General features: G+C 34.0%; 21 protein-coding genes and 5 tRNA genes. 1 reads left to right on the top strand and 25 read right to left on the bottom strand.

The window, feature by feature from the left end; all coding sequences use genetic code 4:
* Window positions 1–11: 11 nt before the first annotated feature.
* From LD125_RS01255 to rpmG, 4 genes are all read right to left on the bottom strand, one after another.
* On the bottom strand, window positions 12–4,490 hold the full coding sequence (locus LD125_RS01255) for a PolC-type DNA polymerase III (protein WP_250137462.1): 4,479 nt from the start codon (window positions 4,488–4,490) through the stop codon (window positions 12–14).
* Window positions 4,491–4,661: 171 nt separating this feature from the next.
* Entirely contained in the window at window positions 4,662–5,717 is a 1,056-nt protein-coding gene (locus tag LD125_RS01250) for a phosphatidate cytidylyltransferase (RefSeq protein WP_250137463.1), read from the bottom strand.
* A 109-nt stretch (window positions 5,718–5,826) separates the two neighbouring features.
* Window positions 5,827–6,903: a M24 family metallopeptidase gene (locus LD125_RS03880; protein WP_250137464.1), complete on the bottom strand. Its 1,077-nt coding sequence runs from the start codon at window positions 6,901–6,903 to the stop codon at window positions 5,827–5,829.
* 86 nt (window positions 6,904–6,989) lie between these two features.
* Window positions 6,990–7,133, bottom strand: coding sequence for a 50S ribosomal protein L33 (rpmG, locus tag LD125_RS01240; protein ID WP_250136704.1), 144 nt, complete (start codon window positions 7,131–7,133; stop codon window positions 6,990–6,992).
* A gap of 183 nt (window positions 7,134–7,316) precedes the next feature.
* On the opposite strand from rpmG, the gene LD125_RS01235 reads away from it, so the two are divergent.
* Window positions 7,317–8,426, top strand: coding sequence for a lipoprotein (locus tag LD125_RS01235; protein WP_250136703.1), 1,110 nt, complete (start codon window positions 7,317–7,319; stop codon window positions 8,424–8,426).
* Between the two features lie 33 nt (window positions 8,427–8,459).
* On the opposite strand, the gene LD125_RS01230 is transcribed toward LD125_RS01235, so the two are convergent.
* The 21 genes from LD125_RS01230 to LD125_RS01130 all read right to left on the bottom strand — a co-directional run bounded on the left by LD125_RS01230 (window position 8,460) and on the right by LD125_RS01130 (window position 26,613).
* A complete protein-coding gene (locus LD125_RS01230) occupies window positions 8,460–9,197 on the bottom strand; it encodes an SDR family oxidoreductase (protein WP_250137465.1) in 738 nt (245 codons plus the stop codon).
* Between the two features lie 16 nt (window positions 9,198–9,213).
* Window positions 9,214–9,933: an SDR family oxidoreductase gene (locus LD125_RS01225; protein ID WP_250137466.1), complete on the bottom strand. Its 720-nt coding sequence runs from the start codon at window positions 9,931–9,933 to the stop codon at window positions 9,214–9,216.
* Between the two features lie 17 nt (window positions 9,934–9,950).
* Window positions 9,951–10,685, bottom strand: a complete 735-nt coding sequence (locus LD125_RS01220; protein ID WP_250137467.1) for an SDR family oxidoreductase — start codon at window positions 10,683–10,685, stop codon at window positions 9,951–9,953.
* 116 nt (window positions 10,686–10,801) lie between these two features.
* A tRNA-Leu gene (locus LD125_RS01215) sits at window positions 10,802–10,890 on the bottom strand.
* A gap of 28 nt (window positions 10,891–10,918) precedes the next feature.
* Window positions 10,919–10,994 (bottom strand) — tRNA-Lys (locus LD125_RS01210).
* 4 nt (window positions 10,995–10,998) lie between these two features.
* A tRNA-Gln gene (locus LD125_RS01205) sits at window positions 10,999–11,073 on the bottom strand.
* A gap of 4 nt (window positions 11,074–11,077) precedes the next feature.
* Window positions 11,078–11,161 (bottom strand) — tRNA-Tyr (locus tag LD125_RS01200).
* Between the two features lie 5 nt (window positions 11,162–11,166).
* Window positions 11,167–11,243: transfer RNA gene (locus LD125_RS01195), tRNA-Thr, on the bottom strand.
* 187 nt (window positions 11,244–11,430) lie between these two features.
* Window positions 11,431–12,339 carry a lysophospholipid acyltransferase family protein gene (locus LD125_RS01190; protein WP_250136699.1) on the bottom strand — a complete coding sequence of 303 codons (909 nt, stop codon included), beginning with the start codon at window positions 12,337–12,339 and terminating at the stop codon, window positions 11,431–11,433.
* A 33-nt stretch (window positions 12,340–12,372) separates the two neighbouring features.
* Window positions 12,373–12,708, bottom strand: a complete 336-nt coding sequence (locus tag LD125_RS01185; RefSeq protein WP_250136951.1) for a holo-ACP synthase — start codon at window positions 12,706–12,708, stop codon at window positions 12,373–12,375.
* Window positions 12,709–12,748: 40 nt separating this feature from the next.
* Window positions 12,749–14,116 (bottom strand): hypothetical protein, encoded by a 1,368-nt coding sequence (locus tag LD125_RS01180; protein WP_250137468.1) that lies wholly within the window; start codon window positions 14,114–14,116, stop codon window positions 12,749–12,751.
* Complete coding sequence (locus LD125_RS01175) at window positions 14,116–15,042, bottom strand: RluA family pseudouridine synthase (RefSeq protein WP_250137469.1); 927 nt, start codon at window positions 15,040–15,042, stop codon at window positions 14,116–14,118. The genes LD125_RS01180 and LD125_RS01175 overlap by 1 nt, the downstream gene beginning before the upstream one ends.
* Window positions 15,020–15,748 (bottom strand): signal peptidase II, encoded by a 729-nt coding sequence (locus LD125_RS01170; RefSeq protein WP_250137470.1) that lies wholly within the window; start codon window positions 15,746–15,748, stop codon window positions 15,020–15,022. Before LD125_RS01170 ends, LD125_RS01175 begins: the two co-directional genes overlap by 23 nt.
* Before the next feature lie 82 nt (window positions 15,749–15,830).
* Window positions 15,831–18,566 carry an isoleucine--tRNA ligase gene (gene ileS, locus LD125_RS01165; protein ID WP_250137471.1) on the bottom strand — a complete coding sequence of 912 codons (2,736 nt, stop codon included), beginning with the start codon at window positions 18,564–18,566 and terminating at the stop codon, window positions 15,831–15,833.
* 304 nt (window positions 18,567–18,870) lie between these two features.
* The gene (locus LD125_RS01160; RefSeq protein WP_250136693.1) at window positions 18,871–19,893 is read right to left on the bottom strand and encodes a hypothetical protein; all 1,023 of its coding nucleotides are present in this window, start codon (window positions 19,891–19,893) and stop codon (window positions 18,871–18,873) included.
* On the bottom strand, window positions 19,893–20,954 hold the full coding sequence (locus LD125_RS01155) for a hypothetical protein (RefSeq protein WP_250136692.1): 1,062 nt from the start codon (window positions 20,952–20,954) through the stop codon (window positions 19,893–19,895). Before LD125_RS01155 ends, LD125_RS01160 begins: the two co-directional genes overlap by 1 nt.
* Entirely contained in the window at window positions 20,954–22,579 is a 1,626-nt protein-coding gene (locus LD125_RS01150) for an ATP-binding cassette domain-containing protein (protein ID WP_250137472.1), read from the bottom strand. The genes LD125_RS01155 and LD125_RS01150 overlap by 1 nt, the downstream gene beginning before the upstream one ends.
* A gap of 65 nt (window positions 22,580–22,644) precedes the next feature.
* Window positions 22,645–23,649 (bottom strand): alpha/beta hydrolase family protein, encoded by a 1,005-nt coding sequence (locus LD125_RS01145; RefSeq protein WP_250136946.1) that lies wholly within the window; start codon window positions 23,647–23,649, stop codon window positions 22,645–22,647.
* Between the two features lie 94 nt (window positions 23,650–23,743).
* A complete protein-coding gene (locus LD125_RS01140; RefSeq protein WP_250136689.1) occupies window positions 23,744–24,073 on the bottom strand; it encodes a cell division protein SepF in 330 nt (109 codons plus the stop codon).
* 13 nt (window positions 24,074–24,086) lie between these two features.
* Complete coding sequence (ftsZ, locus tag LD125_RS01135) at window positions 24,087–25,259, bottom strand: cell division protein FtsZ (protein WP_250137473.1); 1,173 nt, start codon at window positions 25,257–25,259, stop codon at window positions 24,087–24,089.
* A 22-nt stretch (window positions 25,260–25,281) separates the two neighbouring features.
* On the bottom strand, window positions 25,282–26,613 hold the full coding sequence (locus LD125_RS01130; RefSeq protein ID WP_250136687.1) for a hypothetical protein: 1,332 nt from the start codon (window positions 26,611–26,613) through the stop codon (window positions 25,282–25,284).
* Window positions 26,614–26,622: the final 9 nt, after the last annotated feature.

Below are 26,622 nucleotides of genomic sequence, written 5' to 3'. Positions count from 1 at the left end.
CCCCACTTTCTTTAAAAATCAAAACTAATTTGTTCATCATTAGTTAACGAATCAGTAATCTTCAGTTCTTCAAAAATTTTCATTTGGGTATTAGTAATTTGGGTACGGGCTTTTAAATCGTTAACTGAGCTAAACTTCTTCAATCTTCTCGCCAATTCAATTGAATTAGCCACTGCCCCTCCTAACGAGTCAATGACATTAAAGGGAGGAATAATAACTTTTTCTCTGGTTTGCTCATCAATCTTGACCCCAAACCTTGTTCCTTGCGACAAGTTAAAGTCAATGTTTTGCATCTTAATTCCTCGAGCATACATTTCGACTAACACTTCATAAACAGTTTTTAAATCTTGTTCTTTTTTACTAATCGGCAAGTTATGTTCTTGTTTATAAATGATTTCTCGTAATGATTGTAAAACACTATCATAACCCCCCAAAGCAACCTTTAAATCAAAGGCATCAGCACGAGTAGTAAAATAAGTTGCATAATATTCTGCAGGATAATAAATCTTATATCACGCCACCCGGTATGCCATTAAAACATAGGCTGTAGCATGAGCTTTAGGAAACATATACTTAATCTTTAAGCAAGATTCAATGTATCATTCAGGAACATCGTGTTTACGCATTAACTCCATTCACTCTGGTTTTAGACCTTTTCCCTTTCGCACCGATTCCATAATCACAAACGCATCATGAGAAGGTAGGTGTTTTTCTAATAAATAGACCATAATGTCATCCCTACACCCAATTACTGTTGAAATATTGGCTTGGTTCTTTCTGATTAAATCTCTAGCATTACCCAACCACACATCAGTTCCGTGAGATAAACCAGAAATTTGTACTAAATCAGCAAATGATGAAGGTTTAGTTTCTTTTAACATTCCCCGAACAAATTCAGTTCCAAACTCAGGAATCCCAATTGCTCCTGTCATTTCACCATTAATCTGCTCTGGTTTTAAGTTCAACGCATCTAAACCATAAAACAAGGAATAAACTGTTGGATCTGATGTTGAAATACTAATCGGATCAACTCTGGTTAAATCGCCAAGCATTCTTAGTGCAGTTGGATCGACATGACCTAAAATATCCATTTTTAACAAGTTATCGTGAATTGAATGGAAATCAAAGTGAGTTGTTAATCACGAAGCGTTTTGGTCATCAGCGGGATAGTTAACAGGGGTAAAATCTTCGATTTCGTATTCTTGAGGTAGAATAATAATTCCTCCTGGGTGTTGACCTGTAGTTCTTTTAACTCCTTGAGCTAAAAAAGCTAAACGTTCTTTTTCTACCCTTCGAGGTTGATGATATTCATCGTGAGTTTTTTCAAAATAACCACTAACATAACCAAAGGCAGTTTTTTCAGCGACTGTAGAAATTGTTCCCGCACGGAAGACGTTGTGTTCACCAAACATTTCTTTAGTAAAATTATGCGCTTGGGGTTGGTATTCTCCAGAAAAGTTTAGATCGATATCAGGAACTTTATCTCCATCAAAACCTAAAAACGTTTCAAAGGGAATATCATGACCATCTCCCATTAAAATTTCCCCACATTTGGGACAGTTTTTTTCAGGTAAATCATAACCGCACTTAATATCAGCAGGAGTCTCAAAATCAGCATATTGGCAGTTTAAGCATCGATAATGCGCTTTCAACGGGTTAACTTCAGTGATATGAGCAGTAGTAGCTACAAATGAAGATCCTACCGAACCACGCGATCCTACCAAGTACCCATCGTGTAACGAACGTTCTACTAACTTATGTGAAATTCAATAAATCACCGCAAATCCGTGTTTAGTAATTGAAGCAAGTTCTTTTTCTAACCGTTCAGAAACAATTGTAGGCAAATTCTCTCCATACATTTCATGAGCAGTTTGATAACACTTATCGTGTAATAACTGGTCAGCGTTTTCAATGTTTGGCGCAAAACTTCCGTCTTTGACTGGTTGGATTCCTACATCAATCATGGCACTAATTTTTTGCGAATTAGTAATCACAATCTCTTCAATCAAACTTTTGTCATCTAATCACGCAAACTCTTCAAGCATTTCTGCAGTTGTGCGAAGGTATTGGTCAGGATAATCCTTAACTTTCCCCCGATAATCATATAAGGGGTGAGATTGCCCACCCAAACCTTTGGTGTTGATATAAATATCACGAATAACCTTCAATTCAGGATCAACATAATGACAATCACTAGTAGCAACAACTGGTTTATTTTCTTCTTTAGCAGTTTGAATAATCAACTTAATTACTGCTTTTAATTCCGCTTCATCTAACGCCCCATTTTGAATTAGATGTTTATAAACACTTAATGGTTGAATTTCAATATAGTCATAATAATTAATTTGTTCACGAAGTTTTGCTTCAGTATCAGTACGAGCACTTTCAAAAACCGCTCCATTAACACATCCCGAACCAAATAAAAGGTTATTCTGAGCGTGAAATTTGTCTAAAGTGGACTTTAAAACCTTGGGTGAAGTGAAGTATTCTTGAGTGTGAGATAAAGAAATTAATTTATAAAGTTCTTTCAACCCTTCCTGATTTTTAGCTAAAACATTGACATGAACTCCCCGAGCACGAGTAAAGTTCGCATCATTGTGATGATCAACAGGACGAATTAAATTCCAATCCTCATCTTTGACAATTGGGTATTGTTTCTTAATTTCGGCTCACATGCGCTCGAAAACATCAGTTAAAACATCAGCATCATAATCTCCCCGGTGAGCTATTTTGTCATCATACAAAATCCCAGTTTTTTTAGCAACAGTTCCTAACCGGTGATTTTTAAGGTTTGGTCAATAAGCTCTGGCAATTGTTAAAGTATCGATTACAGTATTTTCCAGAGGTGGGTAACCAAGTTTTTTTGCATAACTTTGTAAAAAGTCAAAGTCGAAGTTCGCATTGTGAGCTACTAAAATTGCCCCATTAATCGTTTCATAAATGGTTTTAAAAGCAGTTTCAATCCCTGGTTTATCAGCAAGCATTTCATCTGTGATGTGCGTTAAATCTTTGGTAAATTGCTTTAGAGGGTGAGTTGGTTTAATTAAGATATCAATCTTTTCTCGGCGCCCAGAAACATAGTCATAACTTACCGCACCAAACTCAATAATTTCATCAAACTCTGGACTCAATCCTGTAGTTTCTAAGTCAAAAACTACCCATTTTGCTTTATTTAAATCAACACCCTTTGGATTAAATACATACCAAATATTTTCATTAACCAAGTTTAACTCTGAACCATAAATTAACTTAAATTGATCTTGAGCATTCCGTCCTTTATTAATTTTTCTTAAAGTGGCATAAGCATCAGGAAAGGCTTGGACATTTAAATGATCAGTGATTGCAATCGCTTTTCAATCCCAGTTAACCGCTTGGTTTAAATAATCACTTCCTGTGGAAATACCATCCATAACCGACATCTTGGTGTGTGCATGCAATTCTACCCGTTTATTTGGTGCATCATCAAGTCGTTGGTGAATTGCTCGGTCAATCTTTTTAAAACTATCAGCGACAAAAATTTGTTCTCGGTCAAATTCAGAGTAGTTAGTTCGTCCTTTAAACGCAATTCAATCACCTGGTTTGGCTTTAACTTGTTCTAAACTTGCTAGATCACGATCTTTTAATTCATCATCAGTTAAGTCATCAAAGATAGTGGTAGTCTCACCCTTTGCAAAGTAGGTTACTTTAATCGAATCAGTCCCATCACTAACTTTTAAAGAATAAATCTTACGTCCTGACTTGGAGGTTCGAATCTCCTTGTCTAATAAATAGGCATGAATCACAATATTTTGAGCATTATCATCAACATCAAGAAGTTTTTCATATGTTGGTATTTCTAAAGAGGCATTATTCTTTCCTCCCTTATAACCACCAACCATCACTTTTGGTTTGCTTCCGGTTTGACGAACAAATTCGTTTTGACGACTTTTTTCCATTTCAACTAGTTTAGAATATTGAGAATTATGTTTTTCTAGAATTTGGTGCGGGTCTAGAGTTTCATCTAAACTAACTTTAACTTTCATATCTTTTAATCCGTACTGGTGAAACTTAGCTTCATAGTAAGTTGCATCTTTTGCTACTTCTTCAAACTCCATTTTACTAGCGCACTTAATTTGAAATTCGTTCATCAAGGCATCAAAATGGCAATTACTAGTCAAAACCATCTTTACTCCACCCTCAACTAACTGCGCTTTACTAGTTTTAATAAAATCAAAATACTCAGCAAAAATCATCTCATCAAGCACGAGGTGATCAACACTGATAATTAACTTCATTTTCATAACAGAATTATTTTTAAAGGCAGTTTCAACCTTTTTAACAAGACTAACTGGTAATAATTTTGGCGCTTGAAAATAAACTCGAGCTTTATTCTTTCGTCGGTCAATTTCAACTCTTTCTTGGGTACATTGATCAATTATCAATTCTTCTTCAGCAGTTAAAGATAAACCAATTCCTGCAAACATTTTATTAATTTTGTCATTTTTAATCATTTTTTATTACACCCCATCACATTTTATCCTACCACTAAGTCTTTAATCCTTACTATTACTAAAGACCAGTTGTATGAAAAATCAACAAGAACAGAATCACCAAGATTCTTATAAAAAACGCTTAGTCAATTAAATTAAACCAAGCGCAAGCGTTCATGCTTTCTCATGTACTTAAAAAGTCGCTAAACTAATAAAGTACAAAATAAAGAAAACAAATAAGAAGGAATCCAAACGGTCTAATAATCCCCCATGACCAGGAATCAAGTTTGAAAAGTCTTTAACGCCAAAAACTCGTTTATATCAAGAGAAGAAGAGATCGCCCACCTGTCCAGCAAAAGAAATTAAAATCGTCAACAAGAAAAGGACAACTCCAGGAATTGCATGACCTTTATCGTTGACTTTTACTTCCATGATGTAAGCAAAAGGAGCATAATCTGGGAGTAGATAAAAGAACAACAACGCATAGACACTACCACTAACAATTGCGATAGCACTACCAATTCCGCTTCCCTCCCAAGTTTTTTTAGGACTGATTTTTGGTGCCAAAGGTGTTTTACCAAACTTTCGGCCCCCAAGATAAGCAAAACTGTCAGTAAAAATAATTGTTCCCCAAGCTCAGATGATTGTATTGAAAGTAAAAAGAGGAAAAGGATCCTTGTCAAACTCCATTGACAAAGCAATTTGATTAAATCCTTTAAATCCAAACACAACTACCAATGCATACAAAACTAACATTATTGATTGCTTTCAACTATCAGTGAAATTACCCTTAGCAAAATAAGGAATTGCAGCAAAAACCACCACACCTAATAAAATTACTAAAAAGACAATATACCAATGATACCAATCGTGCAAGTTAATATCTTTAGTAAAGGCTCAGTTTTCGTGGTCTTCAAAAGGAAAAGCAAACAAAATTACCCCACTAATAATTCCTGCTAAATAAAGTGGTCAACTAGTTTTTTTGATTCCCAACGCTTTAATTAATTCATAGGTGCATCCCGCAACCAAAATGATGGTTAAAGCCCAATTAAGATAACTAGCAGCTTGAATGTGTTCAAGTCGATTATGACGCAAACCTTCAGTATAGAGTGCAGATAAACCAACATAAACAATCAAAAAAACTAATAAAAAAACCGAAGAAACCAAACGTTTAACAAAGTCACTAGACTCATAACGTTGCATAAAAGAAGGTTTTTTTGATTCTCGTGATTTGGTGGTTCTTTTCATCAACAATTACCCCTTCCCAACCAGTTAATTAATAACCTAATCATAACATTATTAACCTCAAATGGTAGAAAAAACCAGGTTCAGCATTAAAAGAAACCAGAAGATTAAGCTATTTAATTTTTTGAAGTTCACGCAAAGGAGTGGTTAGTGCTTCTGCTCCTTGAGCAGTAATCACAAAGTCATCTTCAATTCGCACACCTCCAACTCCAGGAAGATAAATTCCAGGTTCAACAGTTAAAGTCATTCCCGGAGCTAAAACAACATCACCAACCGGATTTTCATAAGGTTCTTCGTGAATTTCAATTCCTAATCCATGACCAAGACCGTGAGTGAAGTATCCTTGATAACCTTGCGATGCAATAAACTTATCAACTTCTTGGTGAATATCACCACATAACACTCCTGGTTTTAACAGACTAATCCCTAAACTTTGTGCCTGATAAACAACATCATAAACCTTTAATAATTCAGAGTTGCTTGGATGTTCACCTACTAAAAAGGTTCTGGTTTGATCAGAGGCATAACCCTGAAAATAACATCCCATATCTAAAGTGACAAATTCGCCTGCTTCAATCACCTTATCACTAGGAACAGCATGAGGTTTGCTCCCATTAACTCCACTAGCAACAATTGTATCAAAACTTAACTTATCCGCTCCATTACGCAAAAAAGCATCACTGACAAAGGTGGCCACCATTCGTTCAGTTATTCCCGGGCGAACATAACCAAGTACTTCTAAAAAAACTTTATGAGTAATTTCTGCTGCTTTTTTTAAAGCCTGAATCTCTTTTTCATCTTTAATCATTCTAATCCGATTAGTATTAACTGGTATTAATTCAATTTGATTAAACTTTGTAGTTCAAGTTAGGTAATCTTGATAAATTGTTCAATCACTTTCAAACCCTAAACTTTTAACCTTCTGATCAACTAAAATTTGTTTAATTTGGGCAAATAAATCACCTTTAAACAAGAAAAGTTCATTAACATTTTGTAAAGTTTTACTTTCTCTAGCAGCAGTGATATAACGACCATCCAAGAATAAATAACTCCCTTTTTTAGTAATTAACAAGTATCCAAGTGAAGAAGGAAAGGCAGTGTATCAAAACCGATTTTGTTCAGAAGTAATTAAAATTGCTTCCACCCCATTGGTGGTTAAAAGATTCTGAATTATTGCTTGTTTACTCATAAAATGCTCCTTTTGCTTTTAATAATATAAGAAATTATCTGCATAAAAAAGACCTTTAGTAATTTTTACAAAGGTCGGGGTCGAATTTATTTCTTTTGTTTATGTAATTGATGCTCGTTACAATTTGAACAATATTTTTTTACTTCAATTTTTGGTTTTTTCTTATCATTTTTTCCGATGTAATTTTCGTTTTTGCAAACGCTGCAACGTAAAATAATTTTTTCACGCATCTTTTTTCTCCTTGTTAATTAATAATCATATAAATTTAGCTAAAGTTACATGCTCTAACATGCCAATTTATCATAGCAATTTTTTTAATAACTTGCAAGATAAACTATGTATCTGAAAACTGATAAGTTATAATAAGAGTGGTTTTTCGTTTTTAACTAAAACCCAGTAAATAGGAGCGGCAAATGAGAAAATTGTTAACTATTTTAAGTACGATTACATTGTTTTCAACAGCAACAACTAGTGTAGTTGCTTGTGGAAGTAGTAATGACCACCAGAATACAAACATCAAGTTTAGTACCTACCAAAGTTGAGTTAGTGCTTCTAAAGAAAATAGCAATGTTTCGATTGTTTTTATCGGTGGAAGAGAAAACTCAGATACCTACAGTTACTTGTCTGCTTTGAACCAATGGGTCTATGGTACTGTCCCTGTAGTGGATAAAACTTTTGATAGTGATAATGTCAATAATCCTACCAAAGCAATTAGCGCTGTGCGTAAAAATATCGACCTAACTCAGTTAGGAGCAACAAGTTATCAAAGAAAAATTCGTGATGCGATTTTAAGTTCGACAATTACTCCTCCAATTGATGCAGCAAGTTTAGATAACGAAGATAATAACGAATGGTATGGGGTTGAAAGTGCTCAACAAGCAACTAGTATTGCTTTGAATACAATTCTAGTTAACGACATTACGACCTTTTGAAAGTCTTCTAATTTAGGAAAAAATATTATTACTGATTTGTTTGATAATCAATTTGAAGCTTATTGAGAGTTTATGCAAGCAAAGAGTACCACACCAAATGATGATGCCGACCAAAGTAGTGATACAGTCAAGTCGCTGGCCAAAACTAAACGGTTAACCGACTTTAATACGATGATTAAAGATGGTAGTGGTCCTTACTTTTTGGTGTTTAGAAACGGTAAGTTGATTAATATGACTTCAGGTTATGCCAACTACTTTGAATATAATCCTGATTTAAAAAATGATGGTACTGGGGCTATTGATGTTTATATTCAAGCAGCTAATGATTTATCTAACCTATTTAGTTATTTAGTAGGTTCAGCTACCAGAGGCTATGGTTCTTGAGTTAACCAAACTTATGCACAATTTAATGCTCAAACCAACAAATCTATCTGGGCTAGCAACAAAGATCTTGTCGATACTTGAACTAACCGAACTTTTGTAGGAACAAACAACGTTCCTGATTCAAGTGCTTTAACAAATTTAAACAATAGCAATGATGACAGCAGTGCAAAACTTGTTTATAACCTTGATTGACAAAAATACAAATAAAAAAGACCTTGTAAGAATAAGGTCTTTTTTTCATTAAAATGCTTGATAAACAGAACGAATGACAATGTCGTTTAAACCTGTATCTTCAGGCATCTCGATTGCATTCTTAATTGCTAATGCTACTCGTTCTGGAGCAATTGCTTGAGCTGCCTTTGCACCATCTTCCACCTGTTTTTTCATTTTTTCATCTGTAATTGAATTAGGTAATTCAGTATCAACATACCCTGGATAAATCCCAGTTACCCGAATATTGTCCCTATCAGCAGCAACTTCTTGACGTAATCCTTCAGTAATGGCGCGAACTGCAAATTTAGTGGCACTATAAACTGTTGCTCCAGGTGCAACCTTGAAACCAACTACTGAAGAAACATTAATAATTTGACCGCTTTTCTTTTCGCGCATCGTAGGAAGAGCAGCGCCAATTCCGTATAAAGTTCCTTTAATGTTAACATCAATCATCGCGTCTCATTCTTTGACCTTTTTTTCTTTCATTCAGGCTTGGGGCATAATTCCCGCGTTGTTAATTCAAACATCAATTTGACCATAAGTATCTAAAGCGAACTTGGCTAAGGCTTCGACTTGATCATTTTGGCTCACATCAGTAACTTTATACTGTGCTTCTCCACCCATTGTTTTAATCTCTTCGACCAAAGCCTTTAGCCGGTCTTCTCTCCGTGCTGCTAAAACAATTTTATAATCTGGTGCTAGCATTTTGGCTGTAGCTTCCCCAATTCCAGAGCTGGCTCCAGTAATCACAATCACTTTTTTCATATTTTTTTCCCTTAATCTATCTCACTTGGTTGATCGGACGAATAACAATGTCGTTTAAACCTGTGTCGTCAGGCATCTCGATTGCATTCTTAATTGCTAATGCCACTCGTTCTGGAGGAATCGCATTTTGTTCATAGTACTGCTTTAAATCACCATCAAGAATATTTACTAATTCAGTTGCAACCGCCCCTGGATAAATCCCAGTTACCCGAATATTGTCCCTATCAGCAGCGACTTCTTGACGTAATCCTTCAGTAATGGCGCGAATTGCAAATTTAGTAGCACTATAAACTACCATCTCTGGTGAAACCACTAAACCTTGGACTGAAGAAACATTAATAATTTGACCGCTTTTCTTTTCGCGCATCGTAGGAAGAGCAGCGCCAATTCCGTATAAAGTTCCTTTAATGTTAACATCGATCATCGCGTCTCATTCTTTGACCTTTTTTTCTTTAAGATAAGAAATTGGCATTAATCCAGCATTATTAATTCAAACATCAATTTGACCATAAGTATTTAAAGCAAACTTGGCTAAGGCTTCGACTTGATCATAAGAAGCAACATCAGTAACTTTATACTGTGCTTCTCCACCCATTGTTTTAATCTCTTCGACCAAAGCCTTTAGCCGGTCTTCTCTCCGTGCTGCTAAAACAATTTTATAATCTGGTGCTAGCATTTTGGCTGTATCTTCCCCAATCCCAGAGCTGGCTCCAGTAATCACAATCACTTTTTTCATTAGTTTTTCCTATGTTTCTATGCTTGGTTAATTGAACGAAGCACAATATCATTTAAACCTGTGTCTTCAGGCATTTCGATTGCATTCTTAATTGCTAATGCCACTCGTTCTGGAGCAATTGCTCCCACTGCCTCCTTAAACTTTTCAACTTGTTGCTTCATTGCTACATCACTAATGGTATTAATGATATTTGTATCAACAACACCCGGATAAATCGCTGTTACTCGAATATTGTCCCTATCAGCAGCAACTTCTTGACGTAATCCTTCACTAATTGCTCTAGTGGCATATTTAGTAGCACTATAAACAACTCCACCAGGATGAACACTAAAAGCTAAATCAGAAGCGATGTTAATAATTTGACCACTCTTCTTTTCGCGCATCCCAGGAAGAGCAGCGCCAATTCCGTATAAAGTTCCTTTAATGTTGACATCGATCATCGCGTCTCATTCTTTGACCTTTTTTTCTTTCATTCAGGCTTGGGGCATAATTCCCGCGTTGTTAATTCAAACATCAATTTGACCATAAGTATCTAAAGCGAACTTGGCTAAGGCTTCGACTTGATCATTTTGGCTCACATCAGTAACTTTATACTGTGCTTCTCCACCCAGTTTTTTAATTTCTTCAACTGTTGATTGCAACTTATCTTCACTTCGAGCTGCTAAAACTAATTGATAATCTTTAGCTAACATCTTTGCACTTGCTTCACCAATCCCAGAGCTGGCCCCAGTAATTACTACCACTTTTTTCATTAGTCATCCTTCTTTCTGTTTACAGTATATTATAGAACTTTCTTTTTCAGGGAGGGAAGATAATTCTTGAAATGAAGTAAAAAAAATCACCTTGAAGGTGATGTCTTACATTGAAATGGTCCTCGAGGCCGGACTTGAACCGGCACGGGCGATTAAGCCCGCTGGATTTTAAGTCCAGTGCGTCTACCGATTCCGCCACTCGAGGAATAAAAAACCAAAATATATAAAGATAATGGTGACTCGCCGGGGACTTGAACCCCGGACCCACTGGTTAAAAGCCAGTTGCTCTACCGACTGAGCTAGCGAGTCATAATGGCTGGGCCAGTTGGATTCGAACCAACGCATGAAGGAGTCAAAGTCCTTTGCCTTACCGCTTGGCTATGGCCCAAAAATGGTGGAGGGGGAGGGATTCGAACCCCCGAACCGAAAGGAAGTGGGTTACAGCCACCCGCGTTTGGCCACTTCGCTACCCCTCCATAAATGGTGCTGACTATAGGAATCGAACCTACGACCTACTGATTACTAGTCAGTTGCTCTACCGGACTGAGCTAAGTCAGCATAATCTAAACATAACAACTTTTAGATTATATCTTGTTTAAAAAATAAAAGTCAAGATAACAATCAGGATCCTTCCTGAGTTGTTAGTAACAAGTTTATTCTGTATAAACACTTAGTTATTATTAATGATTTTTCTTTCAAAATCAAGACAAAAGCAGGTTTTTATCTAGAATTTAAGAAATTTATTTTAATCAATAATTTTGAAAAAATCAGAAAACTTTCTTTTCTTGCTTTTATGTTTTTTCTGGTGTCGTTTTGCTTGTTTTTTTTCGCTCATTCTTAATTCTTTTAGTGGCATTAATTCTTGATCGATGTATTCATCACGATTCTTTTCAATCTGGTTTTTTATCAGAGTTGCTAAATCAGTGGTTGAAGTTGCTAAATGTTTTTTACCATAAATTGGTTTACCAAAAACCACTTTCACCACCACGTGTTTATTTTTACGCGGATATTCAAAAACTTGATAAGAATTAATAATTGTCACTGGAATAATTGGAGCATTAGCCATTTGGGGCAACTTAAAGGCTGCTGGTTGCATTTCACCAACATCATTTGATCCAGAACGAGTCCCAGTAGGAAACAAAACTAAACTTCGTTTATAGTCCACAATTAAATCTTTAGCTTCCCGAAACGCTGCCAACGCACTGCGGGGTGATTGACGATCTAAAGGAATCGTATCAATTAAATTCAAAAATCGACTTGCTCTTTTATCATCTCAAAGTTCTTTTTTGGCAATAAAAGCAACTGGTTGTTGTTTAGAAAAATCATTAATTGCTAACAAGGCAATCGCATCAAAATTAGATTCATGGTTAGGCATCAAAACCACGCCTCGGTCTAACCAGTTTTCAATTCCTGCAACCTGAATTTCCACACCAAACAAAGGCAGTGCCTTTTGCACTTGCTTACTTAACCAATCATAACGGTATTGTTCGCTATAAGCTAAAGGGTCTTTTTTATTTTTCTTATTAATTTTTTTTGCTTTATGATAAATATGTAATGCCATCGGTCACATGTAAAGCATTTTCTTCTTGTCTAAATAAAACTTTTCTCTGGGTGAATTGGTTGCTTGATTTTTAGGTTTTTGATCACGCATCATGATTTTCCTTCTCTAATAGTGGGGTATACTTCTCTAATTATACGTTTGATTTAAAGCGATGCCAACGCTGTATTTTTTTTCATGACTAATTGAAATAAGAATATGAGCATACTCTGGATTCTTAATAACTGGCGCCCCATTTGCTTGATAACCAATATCAAGTTTGTGCATCGTTTCTTTAACAGTTAGGGTTTTAATAATCGCTTCTTTAACTGCTCATCGACCACTAACAAACTCTTGTTTTTGGCGTTTAGAGACAAATTGGTCGAGCATTTGTAATTCATGTTCACTTAACACTTTCCTTAAAAAAGCTAAACGAAGTTTAATTCGTTTGTTTTGAACAATATCAACCCCAATTTTTTCAACCATTATTTCTTTGTTCCTTTCACTAAAAATAGTATTTTCTACTTTAAATTAATGAACCAATTCCTAAACGGTTATTAGAAAACTGGGTAATGACAATATCAGTTCACCCGATTTTATGTAAAAGATTATTCGCTTTATCAATACTCATCAAGTGTCGGTCAACATAAAACATCAAGGTGTAGATAACCACCCCATCCTTACCAGGTACATAAATTGGAATTGTCAACATAATTGAAGGTAAAAGAATTCCAATGAGTAAAACTACCAAGGGTAAAGATAATCTTCAATTAGCATTTTTATAATCATAAGTAAATAAGAAACTAGTAGCTCCTCCTAAACATAATCCCACTAAAATCGGTATATATTCCATTCCTGAAACAAAGATTGGCAGGATAATTAAAAAGATGATTGGGAGAATTAATTTTGATTTACTTACTTGAGCAAACAAGGTTTTGCTGCCACTAACATTTAAAGCTAACATTCCTAAAGTCATTCCATAAATTGGTAAGGCACTCCCTGTAGTGTAATTAGGAGTCAATACCGAACTGAAATAACCTAACAAGAGATAACTAATCAAAAATGAAAGGATAAACTTTCACGTGCTCATGTAAAACTCGTTGAGTTTTAACAGTCCATACATACTAAATCCCACCGAAATAATGATTGCAAAACCAACAAACCAGTTTGATGATAAAGCACTCATTCCATACGTGAGCACCCTTCATCCTTGACCACCTAAAAAAGTTAAATGATAAGTAGTTCCTCCACTAAAAAGTTTGGCAATATCATCAGTATAATCATAACCTCAAATAGTTATTAATAACTGAAAGATTAACGGAACAATAATAAACAGCAATAAAAAGATACTGCTCCCATAATAAGGAGTTTTTTTAAAACGCATTGAAAACGAACTCAGCTTTTTTTGCAAATCAGCTTCGTTAGTTACACTACTAAGATCATCAAAATCTTCAACAGCCTGGCGATTTCTTTTACTTTTTTTATCAAGAATCTTAACATCTTCTTGAATAGAAAAATCAAGGGTTTGACTCATCGCTCAAAAACTGGTTAACTGAGTTCTAAGATACTTTTGATCAGTTGAAACTAACAAGAAATGATTAGGACTAATCTCACTAAATTTATTGGTTTTGGTTTCATCTAAATAAATTTCTAAAACCTTTAAATCCGCCTTATTAACGCCACGCGTTTTTGCCAATTTTCCTATTAGATGGGTAAATTCACTATCTTTAGCTTCGTCTAAATGATGAGCGATTTTAATAATCGCAACATCCATTTTACTAGAATAAAGAAAAACCTTTTGCTTATTTAACTTACTCAAAAGAGCTTGATAATGCTGGTTTTGAAAGAAAAAGATTAAGGCTTTTTCGTACTGTTTATAATCAAAATTCATCATTAAGCCTCACTTTTCAACTCTTCTATTTTATCATTAAACTCCTGAGGAAGACTACTAATAAATTCCATTTTCTTTCCAATAATTGGATGAAGAAAAGTTAACTTATAAGCATGTAAATATTGTCCATAACTAGTCGATTTTTCTTTTAGTTTTCCATACATCGGATCATTTATAACAGGATGATTAATGTAATTAAAGTGAACCCGAATTTGATGGGTCCGACCACTTTCAATTTTTATCAAAACTTCAGTCGCATGAGCAAAACGTTCTAAAACCTTAAATCAAGTTTTGGCTGATTTGGAATTTGTTGCAGTAACACTCATTTTTTTACGATCACTACTACTACGCCCGATTGGTGCATCAATCAAAGCTTCATCTTCTTCAATCACCCCTCACACCAAAGCAATATACTCTTTTTCAATCTCATGATTTTTAAACATTGTGGTTAACTTTTGGTGAGTGATATCGTTTTTTGCCACAATTAGTAATCCTGTAGTTTGCTTATCTAGACGATGCACAATACCAGGACGTTCTACACCCCCAATTCCTGATAAATCATCAACTTGATTTATCAAAGCATTAACCACTGTTCCTGATCAATTACCAAGCGAAGGGTGGACAACCATATTGTTAGGTTTATCAATTACCAATAAATCCTTGTCTTCATAAATAATCTTTAAAGGCAAATCTTCACCCTGAATTGTACCAACAACAAGGGAAGGAAGATTGATAATAATTACATCACCTTTAACCAATCGATAATTAGCACTTTGAGGAGAATTATTAATCAAAACACAACCGTCTTTAATTAACTTTTGCAAATAAACGCGAGAAAAATCGTATTCTTCTTTGAGATAAGCTACTAAAAACTTATCTAACCGAGCATTTTGATAATCAACATCTTTAATTTGAATTGTTTTTTCCATTTTGCTTTTCTCTCATCTTTTGCGATTTTTCCATTGCCCGTTGTTCTTTTTTATTCGTATTTCCTGACTGGTTTTTGATCGTTACCACTGGTTTTTCATCAATCACCAAACTTGGTTCGGGACTATTGACTTTTTGGTTAATTGTTCTCATTCGTTTAATTAAATGGTTTTCCACATCTCGAAATTGGTTAAGATGTTTCTGGTGATAAGCAGCATTAAGGTATAAAACAATTTCAATGATTAAGTCAATAATCAAAATAATGACCCCGATATTAACTCATACGTCGGCGAGGTTAAAGACATAATCACCAGAACCTAAGATTTTAAAATCTCAGACCAAAAAGTCAATCACCCCGCCCTTTTGTCCTTGATGATTGTCCCCACTAACCACAGGTGCTCAAGCCCGAGCAAGGAGATTAGCAAATGATCCTGAAAGAATAAAAACAATCGCAATTAATCACTTTTTATCGTTGGCAAAAATAAAAATTATTAGTGCCACAATGGTAACCAAAGTTGCTAGACCAATCGCTAAACCAGCATTACTTGCATTCGCTCCATAAGCACTTCCAGGATTAATCATATATTCTAACTTTAGAAAATGAGGGAGAAAACGGTGAACTTCACCTTGATCCATACTAAATTGAACTGCAATTTTAGTTGCTCAATCAATTAAAACTAAAACACTAAAAATCGGCAGGCAAACCATTAGTTTGAACCTTCAGGCAAAATTATGATTCTTTAACCAGAATTTAAGATTATCTATCCAAGTCAAATTTTAGCCATCCTTTTTATTGGTGAACAACCTTTAAACAACGTTCACACAAACCATCAATAGTTTGATCAAAAATTCCTCAACAACGTTCACATTTTTCACCAACTCGTGGCGTTACTTTAATTTTAGCGGTTTTTCCTACAAATGTTGGATTTTTTAAATCAGGACTAAACTTGATTTCACTAACAATAAAAATAGTTGCTAATTGCTCAATAACTTTAACCACTTCATAATCTTTAGCCAAACTCAACTCAACACTTGCTTCAAAACCTTTATTAATCAACTTGTTTTCCCGAGCAATTTCTAAAGCTTTGTTAACTTCTTCACGAAGTTTTAACACTTTTGTCCATAATTCCACTTCTTCTGGTTCTAAAGCAAAATTTTGTTCTCTCACATCTAGCAAATGAACTGAAGCAAACTTTTCATCATGAGGCAAATAACTATAAACCTCTTCGATTGTATGAGGAATTAATGGTCGCAAAATATCAATTAAACCTCACAAGATTTCAAATAAAACTGTTTGTATTTGTCTTCTTCGTGGTCAATCTTGACCATCAACATACAAGATATCTTTAATAAAATCTAGATAAAATGAGGACAAATCTGTAGTGATATAGTTAATAACTCCCTGATATACTTCATTAAAATGATAATTTTCATAACTATTGACTGCTTTTTGTTTAAACTCACTTAATCTAAAAAGTGCATAACGATCAACTGAAGTTAAAACAGGTTGATAATTTGTTTTTTGGTCAAAATCAAACAAGTTTCCTAAAATAAAGCGTAAAGTGTTCCGAACTTTTCGGTAGGTTTCACTAACCTGATTAATAATTTCTTGACCAATGCGTTGATCATCAGTGTAATCAGTTGAGCTTACCCATAACCTTAAAACATCAGCTCCATTAGTTTTAGCAAACGCAATTGGATCAATTCCATTTCCTAACGATTTGGACATTTTCTTACCGTTTTGATCAGTTGTCATTCCGTGTGATAGTAAAGTTTGATAGGGAGCTTTGTTATCAAAAATCACCGAATTAATCATTGAAGAGTTAAACCATCCACGGTATTGGTCATTTCCTTCTAAGTAAAGGTCGTATGGTCGGTGTCAATTAGAAAAACGCGCCTCTAAAGCCAAAGCACTAGTTCCAGAATCAAACCAAACATCTAAAATATCTTTTTCTTTTCTCAAATTTTGGTTTTGATATTTTGTAGGAAGGAAAACATCTGCAGGTTCTTTAAACCAAGCATTAGTACCAAGCTCTTCGATTTTGGCAATTGCATAAGCAAGGATTTCTTCGTTTAACACCAACTCGTTGTTTTGGTCATAAAACCCAATAATTGGTACGCCTCAAAGTCTTTGGCGAGAAATGGTTCAATCATCACGTTTAGCTAAAACTTCTGCTAAACGTTGTTGCGCTCATTTTGGCTGCGTTTTCACTTTGTTAACGTGAGCAAGGATTTCTTTTTTTACAGGACGTAAATTAATGAATCATTGTTTAGTTGCCCGATAAATTACTGGTTTTTTAGTTCTTCAATCATGAGGATAAGAGTGGTTCAAGAATTTTAATTTTAATAAATGGTGGTTATCATGCAAACGATTAGTAATAATTTTATTAGCATCATCATAAAAGACTCCGACCAATTCTGGGTCTAACGTTTTGATTTCGGCACTAAACCTTCCCTGGTTATCAATGGGAGCAAAAATTGGTAAACCAACCTTTTTAATTAAATTATAATCATCCTCACCAAAACCAGAAGCAATGTGAACTAAACCAGTTCCTGCTTCACTAGTAACGTGTTCACCATGATAAACTTCACTTTTTAACTGAGAATATAAGGGATGATAATATTTCAAGCCAACTAAATCCTGACCTTTGAAGGTTTTCAAAACTTCGACAGCTTTTCATCCCAGTAATGTTTGTAAACTTGACAATAAATCTGTACCAACCACAAATAAATGTTCTTGATCATTTTCATCAACAACTTTAACAAGACAATATTCTAAATTCTGACCAACTGCAATTGCTTGGTTGGAAGGCAAGGTTCAAGGGGTTGTAGTTCAAATGATTAATTGAGTTTGGGGAGGTAATAAATCATTTGGTTCAATATCAATCCCAACATAAACAGTTGGAGTTTTTACATCGTAATACTCAATTTCTGATTCAGCCAACGCCGATTCACTTGAAGGTGACCAGTAAATTGGTTTTAAATCACGATAAATCAAACCTTGATTAAACATCTTTTCAAATGATCGTAATTCACTGATTTCATAGTCATGATCCAGAGTTTGATAGATTGTTGCATTATCAGTAAAAATTCCCAAACGTTGGAACTGATTTTTTTGGTTATTAACTTGTTTTAAAGCAAATTGTGCGCACAATTCTCTAAATTTAATTGGTTCAAGTTGTTTACGATCAACCCCTTGTTGGGTAACTGCGTTTTCAATTGGTAAACCGTGGGTGTCTCATCCCATCACAAAAGGAGCCTGATAACCAAAAGAGTTTTTTCATCGCACAATAAAATCTTTTAAAGATTTATTTAAAGCATGACCAATATGCAAATCACCATTTGCATAAGGCGGACCATCATGAAGAATGAACAACGGTTTGCCTTCATTTAACTTCAATTTTTGTTGATAAATCCCCTTAGTTGCTCAATCTTGTTCAATTAATGGTTCCTTATCTTTGAGATTAGCCCGCATGCTAAAATCAGTTGTTCCAATTAATAACGTATCTTTATACTTGTTTGCCATTTTTGATTTCCTCCTAAAAAATAAAACTTCGCCCTTTAAAAATAAAGGAGCGAAGTCATCGCGGTACCATCCTTTTTGATAAACTACTGGTTTATCCACTTACTTAGGACTTAACGGCGCCATTACCGCAGAATTCTACTCTCTTAACGATTTCTTTTCCGACTTCAAAAAGGTGATAACAAGAAGGTTGTGCTAATTCTCACCACTACATTAGCTCTCTGAAAATTTCTTCTCATTGTGTCCTTTTTATAATGCTAAAAGCATGAACTAATTATAACTTAAATAAGAAAATTTATTAATAATCTTACTTTCCATTATTCCGGTTTTTGAACCAAAATTCAATTCAAGACTCATGTTCTACTTGTTCAACAATCTTTTTGGTACTTGGGGATTTATTCTTCAGCATCTCACTGTGTTCTTGATGCAAATTTTTTACTTCTTCTGAACTTTTTGCTCTTCTTAACTGACTAATATAACGAGCTGAAGATTCTTTAACCACAAATTCGCCATATTTGTTCCGACGATGGAAAGCATAAAGGTAATTAAAACGGATTTTATAAAGAGTTCAATAAAGGATAATCATGATTACAGCTAACAAGTAAGGTAGTCATCCCATTCCCTGATAACCAAAATCAAACTGATCATGTTGATAAAAAAAGTTTGGTGAATCAACAAATCCTGCTTGGACAATGTTCATGACATACCTAAATGGGTGAATGTACAAAACATAGTTCAACCATTTCACAGAAATAATTCGTTCAAAGGGGAACCCTAAACCAAGAAAGTACATTGTCGTGAAATAAATTGATAATCCCACCATTTGACCAAGTTTATTACTCTTAATGTAAATGAAAATAAAACTAGCAATCACATAAGAAGTTAACCATGCCAAAATAAATCCGACTCAAATCATCCCTTGATTAGAATGCCCTAACAAAGTTCGTTGTTCGTCAAAAAAAATTAAAGCAACCACTAACATAAATGTACAAATAAACATCGTTGAAAGAACGTTAAAAGTGACTGAAGCTAAATTATTTAGTCAAGCAGGCAGTGGAGTTAAGGTTAACTGGTTATCTCATTTTTTTGAGCGAAAGTCCAAATTAGTTTTTAGATGAATATATAAGGCGTTCCGAACTAAACCAACCGAAATTCCTGAAATCATTAAAAACGGGTCATCAGATTTAAAAGCTAATCAACAAATCATCGTGTACAAAGACACACCGATTCCTAAAAATAAGTTCATAATGTTTTGACTTCAGTAAAGAAACTGGATTTTCAATAACTGAACAAAGATATGTCAATAGTGAATTCAACTTTGCTTAAACATTAGCTTTGCTCCTTACTTGAATTCTTGTTTTTTGATTTCTCTGGTTTTTTATGTAAGTTAATCTGATGAATTTCGTAATTATTGTTAGCATTGATATAACTAATTAGATCATTTAACTCTTCAACACTAGTGGTTTTTTTGATTTCACTAATGTAACGCAAGTGAATTTGCACCCCATTATAATCTTTGTACTTTCTTAAACCATAGTTATAACGATAGTTCAGAATCATTAAGGCAATCATTCCAAATAACAAGGTTCAACCAATTGAAGCCAAAGCAGGAATTCATCACCCCAAAGTTCCATAACCAAACCCATGCACTCCTAATCAAGAATTAGGATCAACTCCACCTCCAATAGTGTCATTAGTTATTAAAGGGAAACTCATATCCCCAGCATTGCCGATTCAGGCTGCTTGCATGATTGAAAGTGAATAACGGTGCGGGAAAAGGTATAAGAAAATATTCAACCCTTGGTAATTTCCCACCACGTTTCAAGGAATTCCTAAACCCAACAAATACATTGGTCCAAAATAAGAAAGCAAGGAAACTACCAAAACCACATCTTTTCTTTTAAATAAAGTATTTCATAGCAACGCCATTATGTTAGAAATAATAACATTAAGCACGAACCCGACAATAAATGGTCCTCACTGTACTTGGGACAAGACTATCCGCTGACGAGAAAAAATCATCGCCAAACCAAATAAAAGTGCACTGATAAAGATGTTAATAAACCAGTTGAATGAAAGAATAGAAAAAACTAATAATGTTCGAGGTAAAGGTGTATTAAAAATCTTTTTAAAAAACCGTTTCTCTTTTCAATCTGAAACAGTCAAATTGAAATTATATTGAGAGTTACGAATAATACTAATTCCAATTGCAGAAGCCAAAATAAAGGGATCAGTAGAAAAACCATCTTTGGTTGGTTTGAAAGCAATTCAACAAACCATTGTAACTGAAGTTAAAATAATTCCTAAAACAATATTAATTGGATCAGTAAAGTAATTAATCGTTTGAATTCGTCATAGTCGACTCAAAATCTTCAAGTTTCGCAATTTCATTAGTGCACTTCCTTGCTTGTTTGCTTCTTTTGCTTACTATTAGATTTTGGTTTAATTTCACCAGTTGGAGTTGGTAATTCAACTTCTGGTTCAAGTTTTACTCTTTTATTAGCTAACAATTGGTCACTTTCACTGATTTTATCTAAGGGCTTAATGACAATTCGGTCTTTATCATCCAAAACCGCAGCTTTGTTCACTAAACCTTCGATTTCTAAGGTAATTGATTCAGCTTTTAAAGAATTTTTTTCTTTTTTTGATAAATCTCTAAACAATAATTTGGTAGTTAAAACTTCACGAAAATTCGTTCTGTTTTGATCGGCTTTTCTTCGTTCTAAACGAATAATTTTCAACTCTTCTTTAATGTAGCGTTCCTTTAAGATTTCCAGTTCTCGTTTACTATCCTTAGACATTTCTACTTCACTATCATCACCATTAATCACTAACTTCTCATTATCCAAACTATCTTTTAAACTATCTTCTAACAACTGAATAATTTGGGCAAAATCACGTTCTAATTGGGTTAATTTTTTTAGTCGTGGATCTTTACGTTTCAACTTAACAAGTTGTTTTAAAAGTTTTTTAATTCTTTTAATCGTCTTTTTTACTTCATCACGAATAACATCAACACTTTCTTTGTTAATGTCAGATGTGGCTGTACTATAAAGGTTCTTTGAAAGTTCAGAAACCAAAAAAATAGCATTTTTGATGTCTAAATCAAATTGTTCATAACGTTTAGCAAGTTGGTTTTCTACAAACTGGTGATAATCAGTTTCTAGTTGAGTTTCTAGTGCTTTATACTTTCTAATTAAAGAACGAAGCGAAGGTTCGACGCTCTTTTTTTTCTCATCACTTTCTTCACTTAAAGAAACAGTTTTGATATAGTTAAAGATACTTTGATATTGTTGTTGAATTAATTCAACACTTAAATCATCAATAATCTTACCATGATGCAAATAAACGACCCTTTTTACTAGAGTTGTTAAAATGTAGTCTTCAGGAGCCACTAAAACGATCGCGTTGTCTTCTTTTAAGTAATCTTCGAACAAAGCAACAATTTTAGTTTTATGTTCAAAGTCAATTGCTGATGAAAACTCATCGACAACTAAAATCTCTGGTTTGTGTAACATTGCTAAAAAAATGGCAAATAACTGCAAATAAACATCTGGTAATTTAGAAAGATACTTATTTTCATTCTTTTCAACTTCAAAAATACTCTTTAATCGAGCAATTCATTCTTGGTCTTGAACGTTATAAGTATTAATCCATAAAGTAACAATATCTTTTACCCTAAACCCATTAGGTCAAGCCTGTTCTCGAGCTTGATAACCAATTGATGCAAAAATATTTTCATTGTTAAAGTAATAATCAACATTACCAGTTGTTTGTTTGATTACATTACCGATTAATCTTGCAAGTGTGGTTTTTCCTGAACCATTAGCACCCATTAAAGCAAGACATTCACCTCTTTTAACCTGAAGAGTAGCTCGGCGAACTGCTCAAGTTTTACGATCAAAAGTCTTAGAAACATTATCTAGTTCCGCAACAATGCTAGGATTTAATTTATGAATTTTCTTTTCAACCTCTGATGAATTTTCATTAAGATTATTTTCAACCTGCTGATCCATTACTAACTCCACTTCTTCTTAATTTTCAACCCTGGAAGTATCTTTATACTACTTAAATAATAAACCTAAACCTTAGGTTTTTGGTTGTTATTTACTACTTTTTTAACAAAATCAATGCTAGTTTTTAAGTAATCTTCTTTAAACTCAATTAATGATTTGGTGTGATGATAACCATCGTACACCTTTAACTGATTAGTAGTACTCCGTTCCATATTATTTTTTTCATTATGCATGCGAAAACTATCTAAATAATCAGTAACTTTATCCCACCGATTATGAACATAAAGAATAGGAAACTTCTGTCCCTTTTCTTCTAATAAACCAGTGAAATCTAGTTCTGATAAATTAACGTGATAGTCATTTTTATAAATTTTAATCATCGTATCAATTGTTTCGTTGGCGTACCCTTCAAAAAAACCTGGAGAATTGTTGCTAATCATGCGTTTTAATAACTTAGGAACTGACATATATGCTGAATCAGACACTCCTCAGATAATGTTTGCTTCCTTGATAAGTGATGGTTCAGTCAACATTAAATAGTTAAGAGTAAACCCTCCCATTGAAGTACCAACCAAACCAATATGATCGATTTTATATGATTTTTTTAATCAATTGATTGCTGCAATCAAATCCCATTTTTCTTTGTATCCTCAAGTCACCACATCAACACCACTTTGACCGTGATTACGGAAATCAAAAGTTAAAATATTATAACCCAAAACACGATAATGCCATGTTAAGTACAGAACATCAAACCGGTTAGAATTATAACCATGAATTCCAATAATTCATTTATCAGAAGGAATATCATTAAGTCAAACACTTGCTGCGATTTTGTTTTGATCAAGACTTGGAAAAGTAACGTTTAACGACGGATTTTCCTCATCAATTCCTACTTTCTTGTTAGAATTTCTAGTAACTGGAGAAAACCCAAAAAGCTTAATAAAATCTAAACGATAAATCTCTTCTTCAGTTTGAAACAAAGGGGCTGAAAAATGATTATTTCATATATTAATCATCATCTTAGCAAAAGTATTTGATTTTTCTTGATCTGATGGCGGTTTTTTCATTCTTGTCTTCTCACTTTATTTATTTTAATTATTATAACCAAGTTCTGAAAAAGATTTTAGTTTTAAAATGAAACAAAAAAACGAAATAAACAACTTATTTCGTTAAAACAGGAATCTCTAATTCATAAACATTAACCTTAATTTTTGTTATAAAACCATGTAAGGCATAAATTGCTCCACTTAAAAAGTTCAAGCCTTTAGTTCGAGAAAGTTTATTTAGTCCCTCCAAAGAAACAATAACTTTCTTTTTCACCAACAACTGGTCAATCACCAAAGCTAATTCTTCAAACCGTGTAGGATGATGATGAGTAATCATTGATGGTTGAATCAAGGTAGGTTTTGACTCTAAGGGTAAGGAGGTCAAAAAGAAGGTGTTGTCATCCACTTCTAATTCTTCAATTAAGGTTTTTTTCTTTGCTCACATCCGATTGGCCCTCCTATTTGTGTTGCACAAAAGACGGGATGTCGTCTTCATCATCATTGTTAAAAGTGAAGTTAGTCATCGTTGATTCGATTTCTACTTCTTCATCACTTACTTTAATCATTGAAGGTTGGGTTTTATCAATTGATGGTTCTTCAACACGAGATGAAATGGTTGGAGAAGCGCTACTTTCTTTTGAAATTTTGGTATTCAAATTAAGACTAGTTGCATTAGAAGAATAGTCATCCTCATCAAATCCTGTTGCAATAATTGTGACAATCACATTATCGCCCAACTCAGGATTTGATGCCATTCCAAAGACAATGTTTAACTCTTCTTGAGTGGCTTGCTCAATCAAATCAACTGCTTGATAAGCATCATTTAAAGTCAATTTTTCTCCACCAGTGATATTAACAATGGCGTTTCTTGCTCCCTGAATAGAAGTATCTAACAATGCGGAGTTGACTGCCTTTTTAGCCGCAATTGCCGAAGCATTATCACCACTACCAATCCCAATTCCCAATAAAGCTTTACCCTTATCTTTCATTACAGTACGAACATCAGCAAAATCAAGATTAATTTGTGAAGGTACAGCAATTAAATCAGTAATGGTTTGCACTCCCTGACGCAAAATGTTATCTGCTTCTCTAAAAGCATCATCAATAGGAACTTCTCCTACCAATTCCAAAAGACGATCGTTGGCAATAATAATGATTGAATCAGTTTCTTTTTGGAGTTCTTTAATTCCTTGTTCGGCATAACGAAGGCGTTTTTTACCTTCAAATCGGAATGGTTTGGTTACAATCGCAATTGTTAAAGCGCCAAGTTCACGAGCAACCTTAGCAACAACAGGAGCTGCTCCTGTTCCAGTTCCTCCTCCCATTCCAGCAGCCACAAAGACTAGTTGCGAACCTTGCAAGACTTCTTTAATTTCTTCGATCGATTCAAGAGCAGCTTGTTTACCAACCTCAGGATCAGCACCAGCGCCCAACCCGTGACAAAAATTCTCTCCTAAAACAATTCTATTTGGAACAGGAGAAATATTTAAAACTTGGACATCAGTATTAGCGACAATAAACTGCACGTTTTTCATGTTGTGATCATACATGCGGTTAACTGCGTTGCTACCTCCACCACCAACACCCACAACTTTAATTAAAGCTTCAGGGTTTGCTCATTCTTTGCTCATTGTTGTCTCACTCTCCTTTTAATTATTTATGTTCGTTAGCACCAACAACATCCTGAATTTGAGGTTTTGCTGGAGATGGAATTGGGTATGAAGTTTCAGAATCAAGGGGTTGATCAAGATTCATTCCTTGAATTTTGCTGTTTTCTTGTTCTTGAATAATCAAAGCCCAATTATAAAGGTTATTAAAATCAACACCATAATTTCCATCAACTTTTAATTTCGCTAAGGTCAAGAACTTAAGGTGTTTTGAACCAAGATAAACTTCAATTTCAGGAATTTGTTCAATTAAACCACAATGAATTTGATAATCGACTCCTGCAGGATTAATTCCTAATTTAAAGGCAATGGTATCTTTAATATTCATCAACATTTCATCTAAGTTTTTGGTTAAAACTTTTAAAACTTGTTTCATAGTATAAGTAGTAATTAAAGCCTTGTTGTTTCTTGTTCGCAACACACTAAAATCTTTAGTTTTACTATCAAAAGTGGTTAAATCAGCATAGTTTTTCACCACATTAATTAAACAAGCTAAATCTTTGTTTGGATCTAAAGTCAAATCGTTGGCGATTCGTTGGTACAAGTCTTTAATCCCTCAAGCCATTTTTTCGTGAATTAAAGTTCCTTCTCCATTATAATATTTAACTCAAGTTTCACTTTCTCCTCATTCCACAACTAAAGATTGATAATCATATAACCAGTTGTTTAATTGAGGGTTACAATTAATCTTACTTAAGGCATTAACTTTACCAATTGCTAATTCTACTTGGTTAATTGCTTTTAATAATGGCTTGAACCAAGTACTTTTAACATGTTGTCATTCTGAAACAAAACTAATATCATCACTGACTAAAACTTGTTCATTAATTGGAGTTTTACTTCAGTGATTATTAACTTTAACCCCTAAGCAACTACAATCAATTGCCACTTGTTCATGAGTTTGGTTAATTTGTTGTTGGTATTCCTTAACAAACATATTTCATTGGTTTTGCACTAATGTTGTGGTTAAGTTAATTTGCTCAGCATCATGAGGCTCTAAACTAAAAGTAACGGTTTTAGCCTCATAATTAATAACTTCATTAGGAATTAAAAGGTTAATCTTTTTAACTTGACTTTTATAAACAGGAAAGATCGTAACAAATCGTTTCAAACTAGTTGCTAAAAACTGAGTTAACTTGCTTAACTCGTTAGGATTAAATTCGTGATCAATTTGGTTAAAACTACTAAAAATTTTAGCTTTTTGACTAAATAAAACCTGAATGGGTTGGTCTAAATAAATGTCGATAACAACATATTTTGCTCAACCGTTACGATCAAGTTCTAAAAATTGATAAATTTTATGAGTTTGATTATTCATTATCATCTC

Origin of the sequence: Mesoplasma sp. JKS002658, from assembly GCF_023566355.1 — a bacterium.
In the GTDB taxonomy this organism is placed as follows: Bacteria; Bacillota_I; Bacilli_A; order Mycoplasmatales; family Mycoplasmataceae; genus Edwardiiplasma; species Edwardiiplasma whartonense.
The sequence above is the reverse complement of the archived record's forward strand: the minus strand, read 5'-3'. Positions and strand labels throughout refer to the sequence as shown.